18 protein-coding genes are annotated in these 15,467 nt (G+C 63.8%); 10 read left to right on the forward strand and 8 right to left on the reverse strand.

Going from position 1 to position 15,467, the window contains the following annotated elements:
* Window positions 1–9: 9 nt before the first annotated feature.
* The 5 genes from lgt to QF118_RS01440 all read left to right on the forward strand — a co-directional run bounded on the left by lgt (window position 10) and on the right by QF118_RS01440 (window position 4,011).
* Window positions 10–897: a prolipoprotein diacylglyceryl transferase gene (lgt, locus tag QF118_RS01420; RefSeq protein WP_282300854.1), complete on the forward strand. Its 888-nt coding sequence runs from the start codon at window positions 10–12 to the stop codon at window positions 895–897.
* Complete coding sequence (locus QF118_RS01425; protein WP_282300855.1) at window positions 894–1,958, forward strand: class I SAM-dependent methyltransferase; 1,065 nt, start codon at window positions 894–896, stop codon at window positions 1,956–1,958. Before lgt ends, QF118_RS01425 begins: the two co-directional genes overlap by 4 nt.
* Window positions 1,955–2,710, forward strand: coding sequence for a peptidoglycan editing factor PgeF (pgeF, locus tag QF118_RS01430; RefSeq protein ID WP_282300856.1), 756 nt, complete (start codon window positions 1,955–1,957; stop codon window positions 2,708–2,710). The genes QF118_RS01425 and pgeF overlap by 4 nt, the downstream gene beginning before the upstream one ends.
* 131 nt (window positions 2,711–2,841) lie before the next feature.
* Complete coding sequence (locus QF118_RS01435) at window positions 2,842–2,985, forward strand: hypothetical protein (RefSeq protein WP_282300857.1); 144 nt, start codon at window positions 2,842–2,844, stop codon at window positions 2,983–2,985.
* A gap of 234 nt (window positions 2,986–3,219) precedes the next feature.
* The gene (locus tag QF118_RS01440; protein ID WP_282300858.1) at window positions 3,220–4,011 is read left to right on the forward strand and encodes a Hint domain-containing protein; all 792 of its coding nucleotides are present in this window, start codon (window positions 3,220–3,222) and stop codon (window positions 4,009–4,011) included.
* Window positions 4,012–4,086: 75 nt separating this feature from the next.
* On the opposite strand, the gene QF118_RS01445 is transcribed toward QF118_RS01440, so the two are convergent.
* A complete protein-coding gene (locus tag QF118_RS01445; RefSeq protein ID WP_282300859.1) occupies window positions 4,087–4,587 on the reverse strand; it encodes an Lrp/AsnC family transcriptional regulator in 501 nt (166 codons plus the stop codon).
* A 168-nt stretch (window positions 4,588–4,755) separates the two neighbouring features.
* On the opposite strand from QF118_RS01445, the gene trxB reads away from it, so the two are divergent.
* Window positions 4,756–5,745 carry a thioredoxin-disulfide reductase gene (gene trxB, locus QF118_RS01450; RefSeq protein WP_282300860.1) on the forward strand — a complete coding sequence of 330 codons (990 nt, stop codon included), beginning with the start codon at window positions 4,756–4,758 and terminating at the stop codon, window positions 5,743–5,745.
* Window positions 5,746–5,812: 67 nt separating this feature from the next.
* Here trxB and QF118_RS01455 read toward each other — a convergent pair whose 3' ends face one another.
* Complete coding sequence (locus QF118_RS01455) at window positions 5,813–6,229, reverse strand: VOC family protein (protein WP_282300861.1); 417 nt, start codon at window positions 6,227–6,229, stop codon at window positions 5,813–5,815.
* A 243-nt stretch (window positions 6,230–6,472) separates the two neighbouring features.
* Between QF118_RS01455 and QF118_RS01460 the strand changes: the two genes are divergently transcribed.
* The gene (locus tag QF118_RS01460; RefSeq protein ID WP_282300862.1) at window positions 6,473–8,551 is read left to right on the forward strand and encodes a bifunctional sulfate adenylyltransferase/adenylylsulfate kinase; all 2,079 of its coding nucleotides are present in this window, start codon (window positions 6,473–6,475) and stop codon (window positions 8,549–8,551) included.
* A 66-nt stretch (window positions 8,552–8,617) separates the two neighbouring features.
* Here the strand turns inward: QF118_RS01460 and QF118_RS01465 are convergent, their stop codons facing one another.
* From QF118_RS01465 to QF118_RS01475, 3 genes are all read right to left on the reverse strand, one after another.
* Window positions 8,618–9,103, reverse strand: coding sequence for a cytochrome b (locus QF118_RS01465; protein ID WP_282300863.1), 486 nt, complete (start codon window positions 9,101–9,103; stop codon window positions 8,618–8,620).
* Between the two features lie 123 nt (window positions 9,104–9,226).
* On the reverse strand, window positions 9,227–9,454 hold the full coding sequence (locus QF118_RS01470) for a DUF1150 family protein (RefSeq protein WP_282300864.1): 228 nt from the start codon (window positions 9,452–9,454) through the stop codon (window positions 9,227–9,229).
* A gap of 4 nt (window positions 9,455–9,458) precedes the next feature.
* Window positions 9,459–9,869: an Hsp20 family protein gene (locus tag QF118_RS01475; protein ID WP_282300865.1), complete on the reverse strand. Its 411-nt coding sequence runs from the start codon at window positions 9,867–9,869 to the stop codon at window positions 9,459–9,461.
* A gap of 157 nt (window positions 9,870–10,026) precedes the next feature.
* Between QF118_RS01475 and QF118_RS01480 the strand changes: the two genes are divergently transcribed.
* Window positions 10,027–10,251, forward strand: a complete 225-nt coding sequence (locus QF118_RS01480) for a YdcH family protein (RefSeq protein WP_282300866.1) — start codon at window positions 10,027–10,029, stop codon at window positions 10,249–10,251.
* 33 nt (window positions 10,252–10,284) lie between these two features.
* Here the strand turns inward: QF118_RS01480 and QF118_RS01485 are convergent, their stop codons facing one another.
* Window positions 10,285–11,466 carry a hypothetical protein gene (locus QF118_RS01485; RefSeq protein WP_282300867.1) on the reverse strand — a complete coding sequence of 394 codons (1,182 nt, stop codon included), beginning with the start codon at window positions 11,464–11,466 and terminating at the stop codon, window positions 10,285–10,287.
* Between the two features lie 293 nt (window positions 11,467–11,759).
* Here QF118_RS01485 and purE point away from each other — a divergent pair, with 293 nt between their 5' ends.
* Both purE and QF118_RS01495 read left to right on the forward strand, forming a co-directional pair.
* Entirely contained in the window at window positions 11,760–12,254 is a 495-nt protein-coding gene (gene purE / locus QF118_RS01490) for a 5-(carboxyamino)imidazole ribonucleotide mutase (RefSeq protein WP_282300868.1), read from the forward strand.
* A gap of 142 nt (window positions 12,255–12,396) precedes the next feature.
* Window positions 12,397–13,467 carry a 5-(carboxyamino)imidazole ribonucleotide synthase gene (locus tag QF118_RS01495; RefSeq protein ID WP_282300869.1) on the forward strand — a complete coding sequence of 357 codons (1,071 nt, stop codon included), beginning with the start codon at window positions 12,397–12,399 and terminating at the stop codon, window positions 13,465–13,467.
* Window positions 13,468–13,530: 63 nt separating this feature from the next.
* Here QF118_RS01495 and QF118_RS01500 read toward each other — a convergent pair whose 3' ends face one another.
* Window positions 13,531–14,676 carry an alpha-D-ribose 1-methylphosphonate 5-triphosphate diphosphatase gene (locus tag QF118_RS01500; protein ID WP_282300870.1) on the reverse strand — a complete coding sequence of 382 codons (1,146 nt, stop codon included), beginning with the start codon at window positions 14,674–14,676 and terminating at the stop codon, window positions 13,531–13,533.
* Complete coding sequence (locus QF118_RS01505; RefSeq protein WP_282300871.1) at window positions 14,666–15,424, reverse strand: esterase/lipase family protein; 759 nt, start codon at window positions 15,422–15,424, stop codon at window positions 14,666–14,668. Before QF118_RS01505 ends, QF118_RS01500 begins: the two co-directional genes overlap by 11 nt.
* Window positions 15,425–15,467: the final 43 nt, after the last annotated feature.

Consider the following 15,467-nt stretch of genomic DNA (forward strand, 5'->3'; position numbering starts at 1 on the left):
ACAGGACGCATGCACGCCGTCATCACCTTTCCCGATCTCTCGCCCGAGCTTTTCTCGATCTCGCTTTTCGGCATGGAGTTCGCGCTGCGCTGGTACGCGCTGGCCTATATCGCCGGCATCCTGATCGGCTGGCGAATCGCGCTTTGGGCCGTGCGCCGCCCGCAGCTTTGGCGCAACAACACCGCCCCCATGACCGCCTCGGAAATCGAAGACCTGCTGACCTCGGCCATTCTTGGCATCATCATCGGCGGGCGGCTGGGCTATGTGCTGTTCTACCAGCCCGCCTATTACCTGGCGCATCCGCTGGAAATCCCGATGGTCTGGACCGGGGGCATGTCCTTTCACGGCGGGTTGCTGGGCGTCATGGCGGCGGTCTTGCACTTTTGCTGGCGCAGCAAGGCGCCTCTGGCCTCGACCGCCGACATCGTCGCCCTGGCCGCGCCCACGGGCCTGCTGCTGGGACGTCTTGCCAACTTCATCAACGCCGAGCTTTGGGGCCGCCCCTCTGATCTGCCTTGGGCGGTGGTCTTTCCCGGCGCCGCCGCGCAGGACTGCGGGCAGGCCGCGGGCACGCTTTGCGCGCGCCACCCCTCGCAGCTGTACGAGGCCGGGCTCGAAGGGCTGGTGCTGGGGCTTGTTCTGCTGGTCCTGGCACGGCGCGGCGCACTGCGCCATCCCGGCCGGATCGCGGCGGTCTTCTTTGCCGGCTATGGCCTTGCCCGCTTTTTGGTGGAATTCGTCCGCCAACCCGATGCCCAGTTCGTCACAGACACCAACCCGCTGGGGCTGGCCCTGCAACTGGGCAGCCATGGCCTGACCATGGGGCAGCTGCTGACCCTGCCGATGATCTTCGGCGGTCTTGCCGTTGCCCTTTGGACCGCAAGGCACGGCCGATGACCCCGCTGGCGAAACTTCTTGGCCAGCAGATCGCGGCCAGCGGCCCGATGTCGCTGTCCGAATACATGGCGCTGTGCCTGATGCACCCCCAGCACGGCTACTACAGCACCCGTGACCCGTTGGGCACCGCGGGCGATTTCACCACCGCCCCCGAGATCAGCCAGATGTTCGGTGAACTGATCGGGCTGTCCCTGGCCCAAAGCTGGATCGACCAGGGCAGCCCCACCCCCTTTGTGCTGGCCGAACTTGGCCCCGGACGCGGCACCCTGATGCAGGACGCCCTGCGCGCCACCCGCGCGGTCCCGGGCTTTCACGACGCCCTGTCGCTGCACCTGGTCGAAGCCTCGCCCATCCTGCGCGCCGCGCAGGCCCAGCGCCTTGCTGCCTTTGCCCCGCAATGGCACGACACGATCGACAGCCTGCCCGATGCCCCGCTGTTCCTGATCGCCAACGAATTCTTTGACGCCCTGCCGATCCGGCAATTCTGCCGCGAAGGCCAGGGTTGGCGGGAAAAGGTCGTGGGCGTGCAGGACGGCCTGCTGATCCCCGGGCTCACCGACGCCGCCGCGCAATCCGCGCTGGACGACCGGCTGGCCGACACCCACGACGGCGACATCGTCGAAACCTGCGCCCCGGCCTGCGCCATCGCCGGTCAGATCGGAGCCAGGATCGCGCAGCATGGTGGCGCCGCGCTGATCATCGACTATGGCGACTGGCATTCGCTGGGCGACACGCTTCAGGCGCTGCGCCAGCACCTGCCCGTCGATCCCTTTGCCCAGCCGGGCGAGGCGGACCTGACCGCCCATGTCGACTTTGAGGCACTGGCCCGCGCCGCCGCCCCCGCCGCCCATTCCCGGCTGACCCCGCAGGGCGTGTTCCTGGAACGCCTGGGCATCACCGCCCGCGCGCAGGCCCTTGCCACCGGAATGGGCGAGGCCGCGCTGTCTTCGCATGTTGCCGCACATCGACGGTTGACGCACCCCACCGAAATGGGTTCGCTGTTCAAAACCCTCGCGCTCTATCCTCAGGGCGCGACTCCGCCGCCGGGACTGGAACCATGACGCTTGAAATCATCACCGCCGACAGCCTGGCCCCGTTTCGCCACGGGTTCTTTACCCGCCGCGGAGGGGCGTCCTCGGGGGTGTTTTCCGGATTGAACTGCGGCGCGGGATCGACCGACCAGACGGAAATGGTCGCGATCAACCGCGCCCGCGTCGCCGACGCGATGGAGGTGTCGCCCGACAACCTGCTGACCGTCCACCAGGTGCATTCGCCCGACGTGGTCACCGTTGCCGGCCCGCTGGACGACCCGCGGCCAAAGGCCGACGCGCTGGTCACTGCGACCCCGGGGCTGGCGCTGGCGATCCTGACCGCGGATTGCCAGCCGGTGCTGTTCGCCGATTCCGCAAACGGCGTCATTGGCGGGGCGCATGCCGGGTGGCGCGGGGCGCGCGATGGTGTGCTCGAGGCAACGGTCGACGCCATGATCGCCCTTGGCGCCGAACGCGAATCGATCCGCGCCGTCATCGGACCGACAATCTCGCAGCGCGCCTACGAAGTCGGCCCCGAGTTCCTCGAGGATTTCCTGGCAGACGATCCGACCAATGCCCGCTTTTTCGCGGGCGGCGCCGATGACCGGGTGCATTTCGACCTGCCCGCCTTTGGCCTGCATCGCCTGCGCGAGGTCGGGGTGCAGGCCGAGTGGACCCGCCATTGCACTTATTCCGACGCGGATCGCTTCTATTCCTATCGCCGCGCCACCCACGCCAAAGAGGCGGATTACGGCCGCCTGATTTCGGTCATCCGCATGTGACCCCGGCGCGGCGGAAACAATGCCGCCGCTGTCGCCATATTATCGCGGACATGTCACACAGCCGCCCCAATCCGGCATCAGGATGGTTTGCAGACAATTTGTGACAAAGACGACAGGCAAGGACGACGCGCATGAAACCGCAAAGCCGATTCATCAAATCCATCATCGCCACCTCGAAACAGCAGCAGCCCGCCATGCCCTGGCATCGCGGCGCGACCCGCGCGGCTTTTGTCGCCGGGCGCAAACAGGCCGCACCGCAGGCCCGGCGCGCCTGAGCCACGCGGCCCAAGGCCCGATTGGGTCAAATGTGGCGAAGATGTCCCTCAAATCTTAACAATCCCGCCCGATTGGGCGGGATTATCATTTGGAACATCCCCAAATTCGGTTCAATTTTGACGAATCGGACGGATTGCGACTTATTCATGGTCAGGAAATCGCAATTGAAACTGTCCATTTGTCGTTGTTGGTGGGGGCCAGCACGGATGTGACGAACCTTCCGAGGGGATCACATGACAAGCCTCCGCCACAATATCTCGCCCGCCGCAGCAGCCTATTCCATGCCGGTGCCGGCCGATCGCGTCCCATCCCTGGAAAACCAGCCCCGGCGCAACGTGGCGCTGATGCGCAAATACGAAGCGGCGGCGCTGCTGCCGGATCTGACCATCTCGTTCAAAAGCCATGTCGCCCCGGCCACCCCGCTGTTCGAGGAAACCTCCTCGGCCTTTGCGCGGGGCACGCTGATTCCCACTGTGCGCGGCCCCGTCGCCATCGAGGACCTGCTGCCCGGCGACTATGTCGAAACCGCCGGAGGCGCCGAACCGGTGATGTGGATCGGATCGACCAGCTATGTGCCGTCCTGCGCGGATCAGTCGACGTCGCTGACCTCGCTGACGCGTGTCACCTCCGGGTCATACGGTCTGGGCCGCCCGGATTTCGACCTGCTGGTCGGGCCGGCGGCGCGCATGGTGGTAAGGCACCCCAAGCTGGCGACGCTGCTGGGGCAGGATTCGGTGCTGGCCCCGGTCATGGACTATGCCGATGGCGACCGTCTGTTCACCGTCACCCCGGCAGGCACCGTGCAGATGTATCACCTGATGATGCGCCGCCACACCACGCTGATGATCGGCGGCATCGAAATGGAAACCTATCACCCCGGCAAATCCGTCGGTCAGGCGCTGGGGCAGAACCTGCGCGCGCTGTTCCTGTCGATGTTCCCGAATATCTCGCAGCTTGAGGATTTCGGGCAGGTCAGCATGACCCGCACCAGCCGCGACGTCATCGACAACCTGATCGACTGCTGACGCGAAACCGCTTTTACTCTCTCTCACTCTCCGAAAAGGTGCGCGGTCTGACTGCGCACCTTTTTTCATGCCTGCTCAGGCAGAGCGGCTCAGCCGTTCCTCAAGCACGTCAAAGGGCACCCCGGGTTCGTCCTTGGCGCCGCGGATCACCAGGGACGTCTTGACGCTGGCGACGTTCGGCGCCGTCAGCAATTGCCCGGTCAGGAAGCTTTGAAAGGTCGACAGGTCGGGCGCCGCGCATTTCAGGATAAAGTCCACCTCGCCGTTCAGCATGTGGCATTCACGGACAAGCGGCCAGTCGCGGCAGCGCCCCTCAAAGGCGCGCAGGTCGGATTCCGCCTGGCTTTGCAGCCCGACCATCACGAACACCTGCACCTCGAACCCCAGTTCGCGGGCGTCGACATCGGCGTGATAGCCCTTGATGAACCCCTGTTCCTCAAGCGCGCGCACCCGGCGCAGGCAGGGCGGCGCGGAAATCCCGACGCGTTTGGCCAGTTCGACGTTGGTCATGCGGCCGTCGGCCTGCAGTTCCGCAAGAATTTTCCGATCAATCGGATCCAGCCGATGCCCAGCCATACAACCCTCCTGGTTTTCGCGATTATTATAGCATTCCGCATGGGCTGCGCAATATTATTTCACAAAAGCGCAATTATCTTCCGCCCTTTGCCGCCGCATGGTGCGCCCCCTTCCGTCGGCAGCCAAAGCGCCCTATATCGCGGGGGTCATCAGAATGGAGCCAGCAACATGTCCGACACCCGTCACACCAAGGTCCTGATCATCGGCTCTGGCCCCGCGGGCTATACGGCCGGTGTCTATGCCAGCCGCGCCATGTTGGAACCGATCCTTGTTCAGGGGATCGAACCTGGCGGCCAGCTGACCACCACGACCGAGGTCGAAAACTGGCCCGGCGAAACCGAGATCCAGGGCCCCGACCTGATGGTCAACATGGAGGCGCACGCCCGCGCCATGGGCACCGAGATCATCGGCGACATCATCAACAAACTGGACCTGGGCCAGCGCCCCTTTGTCGCCCACGGCGACAGTGGCACGACCTACACCGCCGACGCGGTGATCCTGGCCACCGGCGCGCGCGCCAAATGGCTGGGCCTGCCGTCCGAGGACGCGTTCAAGGGCTTTGGCGTCAGCGCCTGCGCGACCTGTGACGGCTTTTTCTATCGCGGCAAGGAAATCGTCGTGATCGGTGGCGGCAACACCGCCGTAGAAGAGGCGCTGTTCCTGACCAACTTTGCCAGCAAGGTCACGCTGATCCACCGTCGCGACGAACTGCGCTCGGAAAAGATCCTTCAGGACCGCCTGTTCAAGAACCCCAAGATCGAACCGCTCTGGTTCCACCAACTCGAAGAGGTCGTCGGCGACGACAACCCCAAAGGCGTCACCGGCGTGCGCGTCAAACACGTCAAGACCGGCGAGATCACCGAAATTCCCTGCGCCGGTGTCTTCATCGCCATCGGCCACGCGCCCGCGAACGAACTGGTCAAGGATGTGCTGGAAACCCACATGGGCGGCTATGTGGTGACCAAACCCGACAGCACCGAAACCTCGATCCCCGGTGTCTTTGCCGCCGGTGACCTGACCGATCACAAGTACCGGCAGGCCGTCACCAGCGCCGGCATGGGCTGCATGGCCGCGCTCGAAGCGGAACGCTGGCTGGCCGAACAGGGCGAAGCTGCCCAGCCCGACCCGGCCGCCGCCAACGAACCGGCCAGCGCCTGAAGCGCCGCACAACGATCACAAGGCCCGGCACCGAAAGGCGCCGGGCTTTTTCATGGCCAACAATCCGCTATCCGTCGCGCCCCGGCTCGTCCGGGTTGCTGGAAAACAGCGCGATCTTGTTGCCTTGGGGATCGCGCAGATAGCCGACGTAGAACCGCGGCCCATACGAGGCGCGAAACCCTGGCGCACCTTCGTCAACACCGCCAGCGGCCAGCGCCGCAGCGTGCAGTTCCCGGACCTGGCGCTGATTGCACGCCTCGAACGCCACCATGGTGCCGTTCCCCGCCGCGGCCGGACGCCCGTCGAACGGCGGTTTGACGTAGAAATCAGGCAAGGCTGCCGACTGGCCCGGCGCCACCGGCAGCGCATAGCTTAGCCCCTCTGGCCCCTCCTTTTGCCCATAGCCAAGGGCAGGCAGAAAGGCCCCGTAGAACCGTTTCGCACGGGCGATATCATCGGCACCGACGGTGACATAGGCAATCATGCTGCGCGCTCCTTCTGGCTCCTGCCGCTTTGGCCCCCGAAGCCTGATCCATCGCGGACCGCCGCACAAGCCCGCGCGGCAACCACCGCGGGTTGACCCAACGCACCGCCGTGCCCGCCAGCCATGCAATCCCGGCAACGCGGCTTTTCGGCAACAAGCCGCCATTGCGCCACAAAAGGGGTTTTCTGCAATCGCGAAACATGTGAAGTGTTCAGCGTTGAACATACTTTTGAGTCGCCCGCGATGACCACGCCCCAAGCCAAATCCAACCTGCCGGACGAGGACGATCTTTTTCGTCTTCTTCGTCAGTTGGATCACGCGCCCGAGGCCTCTCAGCGGGCCACGGCCGAGGCGCTTGGAATTTCGCTCGGGCGGCTCAACACCTATTTGCGGGCTGCCGCCGAGGCGGGCCTTGTCAATATTTCGGATCGCAAGGGGGCCGACCGGCGCCAGCGTTTCGCATATGCGCTGACCCTGCGCGGAGCGACCGAAAAGACACGGCTTGCCGACCGCTTTCTGGCCCGCAAATTCGCCGAGTATGACGCACTTCACGCCGAACTGACCGGCTCGACCAGTGGCCTTGTCCCCTTGAAGCATAGGACCGAACTCATGCAGAACAATCTTGCCCCCATTCCCGAACTCTACGTGTCTTACGAAAGCGCGCAGAAACTGAAGGTCGAAGCTGCCGACCTGACCTCGCACGATCTGACCCCGCGCCAGATCTGCGACCTGGAACTGCTGATGAACGGCGGCTTCAACCCGCTCAAGGGGTTCCTGTCGGAAGAAGATTACAACGGCGTCGTCGAAAACATGCGCCTGGCCGACGGCACCCTATGGCCCATGCCCATCACGCTGGACGTGTCCGAGAAATTCGCCGACACCGTCGAAATCGGTCAGGACATCGCCCTGCGCGACCAGGAAGGCGTAATCCTTGCCACCATGACCGTCACCGACAAATGGGAGCCGAACAAATCGCGCGAAGCCGAAAAGGTCTTTGGCGCCGATGACGATGCGCACCCCGCGGTGAACTACCTGCACAATCAGGCCGGCAAGATCTATCTGGGCGGTCCCGTGACCGGCATCCAGCAGCCCGTGCACTATGATTTCCGCGGCCGCCGCGACACGCCGAACGAATTGCGCGCCTATTTCCGCAAGCTCGGCTGGCGCAAGGTGGTTGCGTTCCAGACCCGCAACCCGCTGCACCGCGCGCACCAGGAACTGACCTTCCGCGCCGCAAGGGAAGCCCAGGCCAACCTGCTGATCCACCCGGTCGTCGGCATGACCAAACCCGGTGACGTCGATCACTTTACCCGCGTGCGCTGCTATGAAGCGGTGCTGGACAAGTACCCGGCCGCGACCACGACCATGTCGCTGCTGAACCTTGCCATGCGCATGGCCGGCCCGCGCGAAGCGGTCTGGCACGGTCTGATCCGCGCCAACCACGGCTGCACCCACTTCATCGTTGGCCGCGACCACGCCGGCCCCGGCAAGAATTCGGCCGGCGAAGATTTCTATGGCCCCTACGACGCGCAGGACCTGTTCCGCGAATATCAGTCGGAAATCGGCTGCGAAATGGTGGACTTCAAGCACATGGTCTGGGTTCAGGAACGCGCCCAGTACGAAGCCATCGACGAAATCGAGGACAAGGACAACATCACCATCCTGAACATCTCGGGCACCGAACTGCGCCGCCGTCTTCAGGAAGGCCTGGAAATCCCCGAGTGGTTCTCCTTCCCCGAAGTGGTCCGCGAATTGCGCCGCACCAAGCCGCCGCGCTCGCAGCAGGGCTTTACCGTGTTCTTCACCGGCTTCTCCGGCTCCGGCAAGTCCACCATCGCCAACGCGCTTATGGTCAAGCTGATGGAAATGGGCGGTCGTCCCGTAACGCTGCTGGATGGGGACATCGTGCGCAAGAACCTGTCGTCCGAACTGGGCTTCAGCAAAGAGCACCGCGATCTGAACATCCGCCGCATCGGCTATGTCGCGTCCGAGATCACCAAGAACGGCGGCATCGCCATCTGCGCGCCCATCGCGCCCTATGCCACCACCCGCCGCGCCGTGCGTGAAGAGATAGAACAGTTCGGCGCCTTCATCGAAGTGCACGTCGCGACCAGCATCGAAGAATGCGAACGCCGCGACCGCAAGGGCCTGTACAAGCTGGCCCGCGAAGGCAAGATCAAGGAATTCACCGGCATCTCGGACCCCTATGACGTGCCCGTGAACCCCGAACTGAGCGTCGAAACCGAAAACGTCGATGTCGACAACTGCGCCCATCAGGTGATCCTCAAGCTGGAAAGCCTTGGACTGATCGCCGGTCAGTAACCCCTTGTGACAACAAATAAAAAAGCCGGGCCCTGTGCCCGGCTTTTCGTTTTTCAAATGGCTGGTTCAGCCCTTTGGCCGCATCCGCATCATCAGGTTGTCCTTCAGCACGAACTGGTGGAACAGCGCGGCGGCCGCATGGACCACGACGATGAACATCGTCAGGTTCACCAAAATCTCATGCGCGTCCCCTGCGGGCGCGATCCCCACACCCCAGGCCGCCATGCCCGACAGCGGGATCAGGACCAGCAGCCCATACAGCGCCAGATGCGCCAGGTGCGCCGCCTTGTCCATCAGGGGGTTGTTGCCCTCGGGCAGCGCGGGCGCGCCCAGTTTCAGCCGGGCCACGATGCGGATCAGGGTCAACACCAGAACGGCGACACCGATGGGCGGATGGATGGTGGCGACCAGCCCTTCGGGGATGCCGCCCTCCAGCTTGGTGCGCAGCGCCTTACCCATGCCGTCCGAAACGACATAGTTGAAAGCGAACAGCAGGAAGATGCCCCAGTGCAAGGCGATCTGGATGCGGGCGTATTTGACAGGGTTGGTCATGATGTCCTCGAAGGTCGTGGGATCGCGCGATACCGTTTAAACGGTCCCGCAATTCGCCTCCGTCGGACATGGGCCGGTTTGACGCAGCCAACCCGGGACAGACCGCCCGCGTTGGCCGCAGTGTCAGTGCACCGTCACCGGTGCGAAATCGTTCTGCCGCGCCAGCACAAAGGCCAGGGCGCGGTCCTTGACCAACGCCAGGCGTTCGCCATCGGAATTGTGCACCGCATAGATTTCGTCCAGCCCGACCAGTCCGGCCTGCACGTCCTCGGGCAGGTCCTTAGTCTTGACGGGGCGCACATAGACGATCCGCCCTTCGTCGAACTGGCTCAGATCATGTTTCGTATACATAGGCTTACCCCTTTCTGATCTGGATGGTCTGCACCACCGTCTCGGGGCGCTGCAGGGTCAGGTCCACGTGCAAAAGGCCGTTCTCCATCACGGCTTCGCCAACCTCGACACCATCGGCCAGCACGAAACTGCGCTGGAACTGGCGCGAGGCGATGCCCCGATGCAGGAAAATGCGTTCTTCGCCTTCGTCGCGCTGGCGTCCCCGGATGACCAGTTGCCGGTCCTCCACGGTGATCGCCAGATCGCGTTCGGAAAACCCGGCCACCGCCAGGGAAATCCGGTACGAATCAGCAGCGGTCTGTTCGATATTGAACGGCGGATAGCCTTCCGAAGATTTCGCCGTGCGTTCCAGCAGGCGTTCCAGTTGCTCGAACCCGAGCATGTGGGGATAGGATCCCAAGGTCATTTTGGTCATCGACACGTCCTTTGCACAAGCGACCGTCCGCCAGGGCCCCGATATGGCGACCCCGACAGGGGAAATATGGGAAGCCGGGATCGGTAAAGCAAGGGCTTTGCTGACAGGCAAAGACCCGTTATATTGCCAGTCTGTATCAAATTTCCGGGGTTCCGACATGAACGCACCCACCGATATCTCGATGAAGACGGACGATGTATTGAGGGTCGAGCTGGAGGTATTTCGCCGCGAACACAGCGACCTGGATCAGGCGATCCAGGCCCTGCAGGCGACCGGAACCGCCGATCAGATCACGCTACAACGCCTGAAAAAGAAAAAGCTGCGCCTCAAGGACATGATCGCCCTGATCGAAGACCGGCTGCTGCCCGACATCACCGCCTGACCGACCCCCAAAGGCATCGGCCAGGCCACCGGGTCAGCCGCGGTAGACCAGCATCGTTACCTCGCGATGTGGCAACACGTTGGGCGCGCTGGACGATCTGACCGGGGTTTCGTCGGTCAGATCCGCCTCGTGCGTATGCCCGTCCGCCGCAGCAAAGGGATCCTCGTCGTCCTCACCCTTGGCTTCGTGCCGATCACCATGCGACGGGCCGATCTCGACGCTGTGGCTGTGCCGGAATTCGTGAAAATGCGTCGGCGAACTCAGCAACCCCGATGGCTCGGTCTCTCCGTTCACGATCCGCATGTGCAGCGGAAATTCCGCAAGCACGTTTTCCGGCATCTGGGCCAGCCGCCAGCCTTCTGGCAGGCGGTCATTATCGAAATCGCTTTCTTGCGGCGGGACAAAGGGCAACATCATGCCGTCCCCCCATTCGGCGTCTTCCTCGACCGACATATAGGCATACAGGCCCACGTTATACGGGCGGTTGTCGGCCTCGCCCGTCATGCGCGCGTCGGACTGTCCGATCATCTCGGCCGAGATTTGATGCGTGTGCTGCGGCGTCGCCGCCCGCTCTGTTTCGTCTCTGTCATCGTCGATGGTCACATTGATCGACCCATCCGGCAGAACCGACCCTTCCGGGTGGCCATGGGGCTTGCCGTCCCGGCCCAGCACCTCGTGCTGGTGAACTGGCGATCCCTGCTGCCCCTCTTCGGGCCAGCACCCGACGATTTTCAGCAATCGATCATGCCACAACCCCGGCCCGCCGGTCCGGTTCTTGTAGGCCAGATGATGCCAGCCCGGATAGTTGGGGAAAGGATCGCCATACGGCACATAACAATAAACGATCGACCCCAAGGGAATCTGATCGTCTGGCTTGGGCTGCCCGACGCACCAATAGGCGTTGACCTCTTGATGCAACGGGTCGTGAATGATCGGCTTGTCATCTGCGCCCAGCCCGAACACCCGCAGCTTGGTTTCCGACAACCTGACCTCATGCCGGTGATAGGGGCCACTCACGCTCCAATTATCTCCGCCATTGTCGTCGTCTATCTGCACCGCCTTGTTGACGGAAAACAGATGCGCCTCATAGAGGTGGCCGTGGCTCAGATCATGATGGTGTTCGGTGAAATCCGCCTGCCGCAAATCCGACTTGGTCACCAGATCGCCGGTCCAGGTCAGATAGCGCCCCGCCACCGTGGGCGTTGCCCCGGCCATTTCGCTTTCCCTGTCGCATTGCAGAAATTTGTCGTCACCTAAAAGCCGCCCAACATGGGTGCCCCCGTGTTTCATCCAGGGGCTATGCAGCAGCAGGCAGAATTCGGGCACAGAAGTCCGTTTGGGCATTAAAACAATCCTTTTTAAATCAAAGGGCCGAGGCTAGGGGCAATTCCTTAACCACGCAACCATTGGCTGCATTGCGCGCGCGCCGGATTCAGGCCGGGGCCGCATTGCCCCTGCGTCGCAATCCGCTATAGTCCGCGCTTCATTTTCGGGTGACGGAGAACGCTATGGCCCAGGTCAAAATCGGCATCATCATGGGCAGTCAATCTGACTGGCCCACCATGAAAGAAGCCGCCGATGTGCTGGACGAACTGGGCGTTCCCCACGAGGTCAAGATCGTGTCGGCCCACCGCACCCCGGATCGCCTGTGGACCTACGGCAAGACCGCCGTGGATCGCGGTCTACAGGTGATCATCGCCGGGGCTGGCGGCGCCGCCCACCTGCCCGGCATGATGGCGTCGAAAACCCGCGTGCCGGTGATTGGCGTGCCGGTTCAGACCCGCGCGCTGAACGGCGTCGACAGCCTCTATTCCATCCTGCAAATGCCGCGCGGCTTTCCCGTCGCCACCATGGCCATCGGCGCGGCCGGGGCGAAAAACGCGGGCCTCATGGCGGCTGGCATCCTTGCCCTGCAGGACGGCGCGCTGGCGGCGCGGCTGGACCAGTGGCGCGCCGATCTGTCTGCCTCGATCGCGGATGAACCGGATCGCGACGCGCTTTGACATTCTGGTTTTGAAATCTGTGCCAAACCGGCTGATTTTTGTACCAAAGGCGCGCGGCAGCCGTGAAATTGCCGCTTGAGCCACGGCTGCAATCTGTACCAAACAGGCCGTGTTTTGTACCGAATCCCTGCAGGAGCCGACCATGACCACGCCTCTTCCCACCGGATCGACCATCGGAATCCTTGGCGGCGGTCAACTTGGCCGCATGCTGTCCGTCGCGGCCAGCCGCCTTGGGTTCAAGACCCACATCTTTGAACCGGGCGCCAACCCGCCGGCCGCCGATGTCGCGCACGCCGTCACAACCGCCGCCTACGAGGATGAAACCGCGCTGCGGGCCTTTGCCCAATCGGTCGACGTCATCACATATGAGTTTGAAAACATTCCGACTTCTGCGCTCGACATCCTCGAATCCCTGCGCCCTCTCCACCCCAACCGCGAGGCCCTGCGCATCAGCCAGGACCGCCTGACGGAAAAGACATTCCTGTCCGATCTCGGCCTGAAAACCGCCCCCTTCGCGGACATCACCGACGCTGCCAGCCTTGATCAGGCCCTGCAAACCATCGGCACCCCCGCCATCCTGAAAACCCGCCGTTTCGGCTATGACGGCAAGGGGCAGGCAAGGATCATGACCCCGTCAGAGGCCCCCCAGGCCCTGGCCGACATGAACGGCGCCCCGGCAATCCTCGAAGGTTTCGTGACCTTCTCGATCGAGATTTCAGTCATCGCCGCCCGCGCCGCCGATGGCCAGGTCTCGGCTTATGACCCGGGCGAAAACGTCCACAAGGACGGCATCCTCAGCACCACCACCGTGCCCGCCAATATCCCGTCGCGCCTGCAAACCGACGCCGTATTGCTGGCAGGTCGCATCCTGAATGCGCTGGATTACGTTGGCGTCATGGGGGTCGAACTTTTCGTTACACCCCAAGGGCTTGTCGTCAACGAAATCGCCCCGCGCGTACATAATTCCGGCCATTGGACGCAAAACGGCTGCACCATCTGCCAGTTCGAACAGCACATCCGCGCGGTCGCGGGCTGGCCGCTCGGCGATGGCAGCCGCCACTCCGACGTGATCATGGAAAACCTCATCGGCGACGACATGGACCGCGTCCCGGCGCTGGCCCGCGATGGCAGCTGCGCCCTGCACCTTTATGGCAAGGCCGAAACCAAACCCGGCCGCAAGATGGGACACGTCAACCGCATCGTGAAACCCTGACCCCGGTTTCTTTGTGCCAAAAATATCCCGGGGGTCCGGGGGCAGCGCCCCCGGCCTGCGCTTTCATCCCAGGAACCGCCCCGCCACAGCGCCGCTCATCCAGGCCACTTGCCCACCTGCAAGCGTCGCAACGATCCGGCGGCTCTCGGGCTCCATGACAACCAGATCCGCCCGCTTGCCCGGCACCAGCGCACCGCGATCTTCCAACCCCAAAAGCTGCGCCGGACCGGCTGATACCAGCCCCCAGGCCGCGACCTCGTCCAAAAGCCCCAGTTCCACACAGCGCCAGGCCGCGCGCGCCGGCGCAGGATAGTGATAGTCCGAGGCCAGCGCATCGCACAGCCCCTCGGCGATCAACGCAATGGCCGAGACATTCCCGGCATGGCTTGCCCCGCGCACCACGTTCGGCGCCCCCAGAACAATCGGCTCTCCGGCCTGCCGCGCGGCCTCTGCCGCCTCCATCGTTTCGGGGAATTCCGACACGCAGACGCCGCGCGCGCGCCACGCGGCACGGGTCTCGGCGGTATGGTCGTCATGGCTGCCCATCAGCACGCCCTGCCCGGCCAGCCGCGCGCAAAGCGCATCCAACGCCTGCGGTACCCTGGCCGAGGCCTCATGCAGCCCCCGCATCAACCGCAGGTGATCCTCGGGGTTGCGCCCGGATTTCAACGCCTGCCCGGTCAGCCGGGGCGGCTTGCGCCCTTCTGACAGGCGTTTGTGCGGCAGGTGGTCGTTGAACACCACATAGCCGATCCCGAACCGTTCAATCGCGGCCTCGGCACGCTCGAAACTCTCCAGGTAGTGGGTTTCCAGCCGCAGTTGCAGCCGCAGGTCGACAGGGACCGATCCGGCCACCTGCGCCACGCTGTCAAACACCTCTTCGGCAAAGTCCGGCCCGCGCATGCCGCCCTCCCAGGACCAGAACTGCGCCAGCATTGCGGTGGTGATGCCATTGGCCGCCAGCTCGGCGGCGCAGGCCACCATCCCGGCGTCGCGTTCGCGCAGCGCGCCGCGCCGTGGCGCCATATGCCGTTCAAAGCCATCCCCGTGTACATCGACGATGCCCGGAAGCACGTCATACCCGGCCAGGTCCACCTGCCGGCCAACCTCGGTTTCTCTGATCGCGCCCCCCGACAGGCTCAGCGCATCGACCTCAAAACCCTCGGGTCTCAGCACACGCGCGCCGACTAGCGTGCATTCAATTGCCATTGCATTTCCCCAAAAGGCAGGACAACTGCCGCGCGTCGAAAAGCCGTGCCCAGTCCAGGTCCGGGTCGAAATGGCCCTCTTCCAGGAACAGCGCCGTCTGCCCCATCACGGCGGGCGATTGCATGATAAAGGTATGGGTGACCGGCAGGGTGATGTGCCAATGCATGCCTTCGACCTTGGTTGCCTCGACCGACACCTTGCCATCGTCCAGCCCCGGGATCATGGCGGAAAACAAAGGGTTCAGGGATTGCGATCCGGCAATCACGCCCAGTTCGAAATCCACCGGCGGCAACAGGTGTGGCAGATCCGCCGGACCCGTGCCCAGTTGCAGCCCCGCCGGACCGTTGATCCATTCGAACAGTTCCAGCCCGCCCAGTTCATCGACGATCTCGCTGCCCTGATTCGGCGGGGCCAGCATCACGACCCGTCCCAGGTGATCCGGCCGGTGATCGCGCAGCCAGAACCGCAGCAAGATGCCGCCCATCGAATGGGTGACGAAATGCACGGGCGCCTCGCCGCAGCTGGCCACGGCCTTGGGCAGGACTTCGTCTGCCAGCACCTGCACCCGCGCCTCGGTCGATGGATACCCCGGAACGACCACCGTATAGCCGCGCGCCTCGAACACCTTGGCCATGATGGCAAAGGAGTATTCGGTCCGCGCCAGTCCGTGCAGCATGATCACGCAATCGCCTGCGCGGGCGGGCGCGGCAAACATCAGCAAGGCTAGGGTCAGGATCAGCGCTTTCATACCGCTGGCATAGCCCGTCGCAGCGCCGTAAGAAAAGACCAAA

Origin of the sequence: Tropicibacter oceani (assembly GCF_029958925.1) — a bacterium.
GTDB classification, from domain to species: domain Bacteria; phylum Pseudomonadota; class Alphaproteobacteria; order Rhodobacterales; family Rhodobacteraceae; genus Pacificoceanicola; species Pacificoceanicola oceani.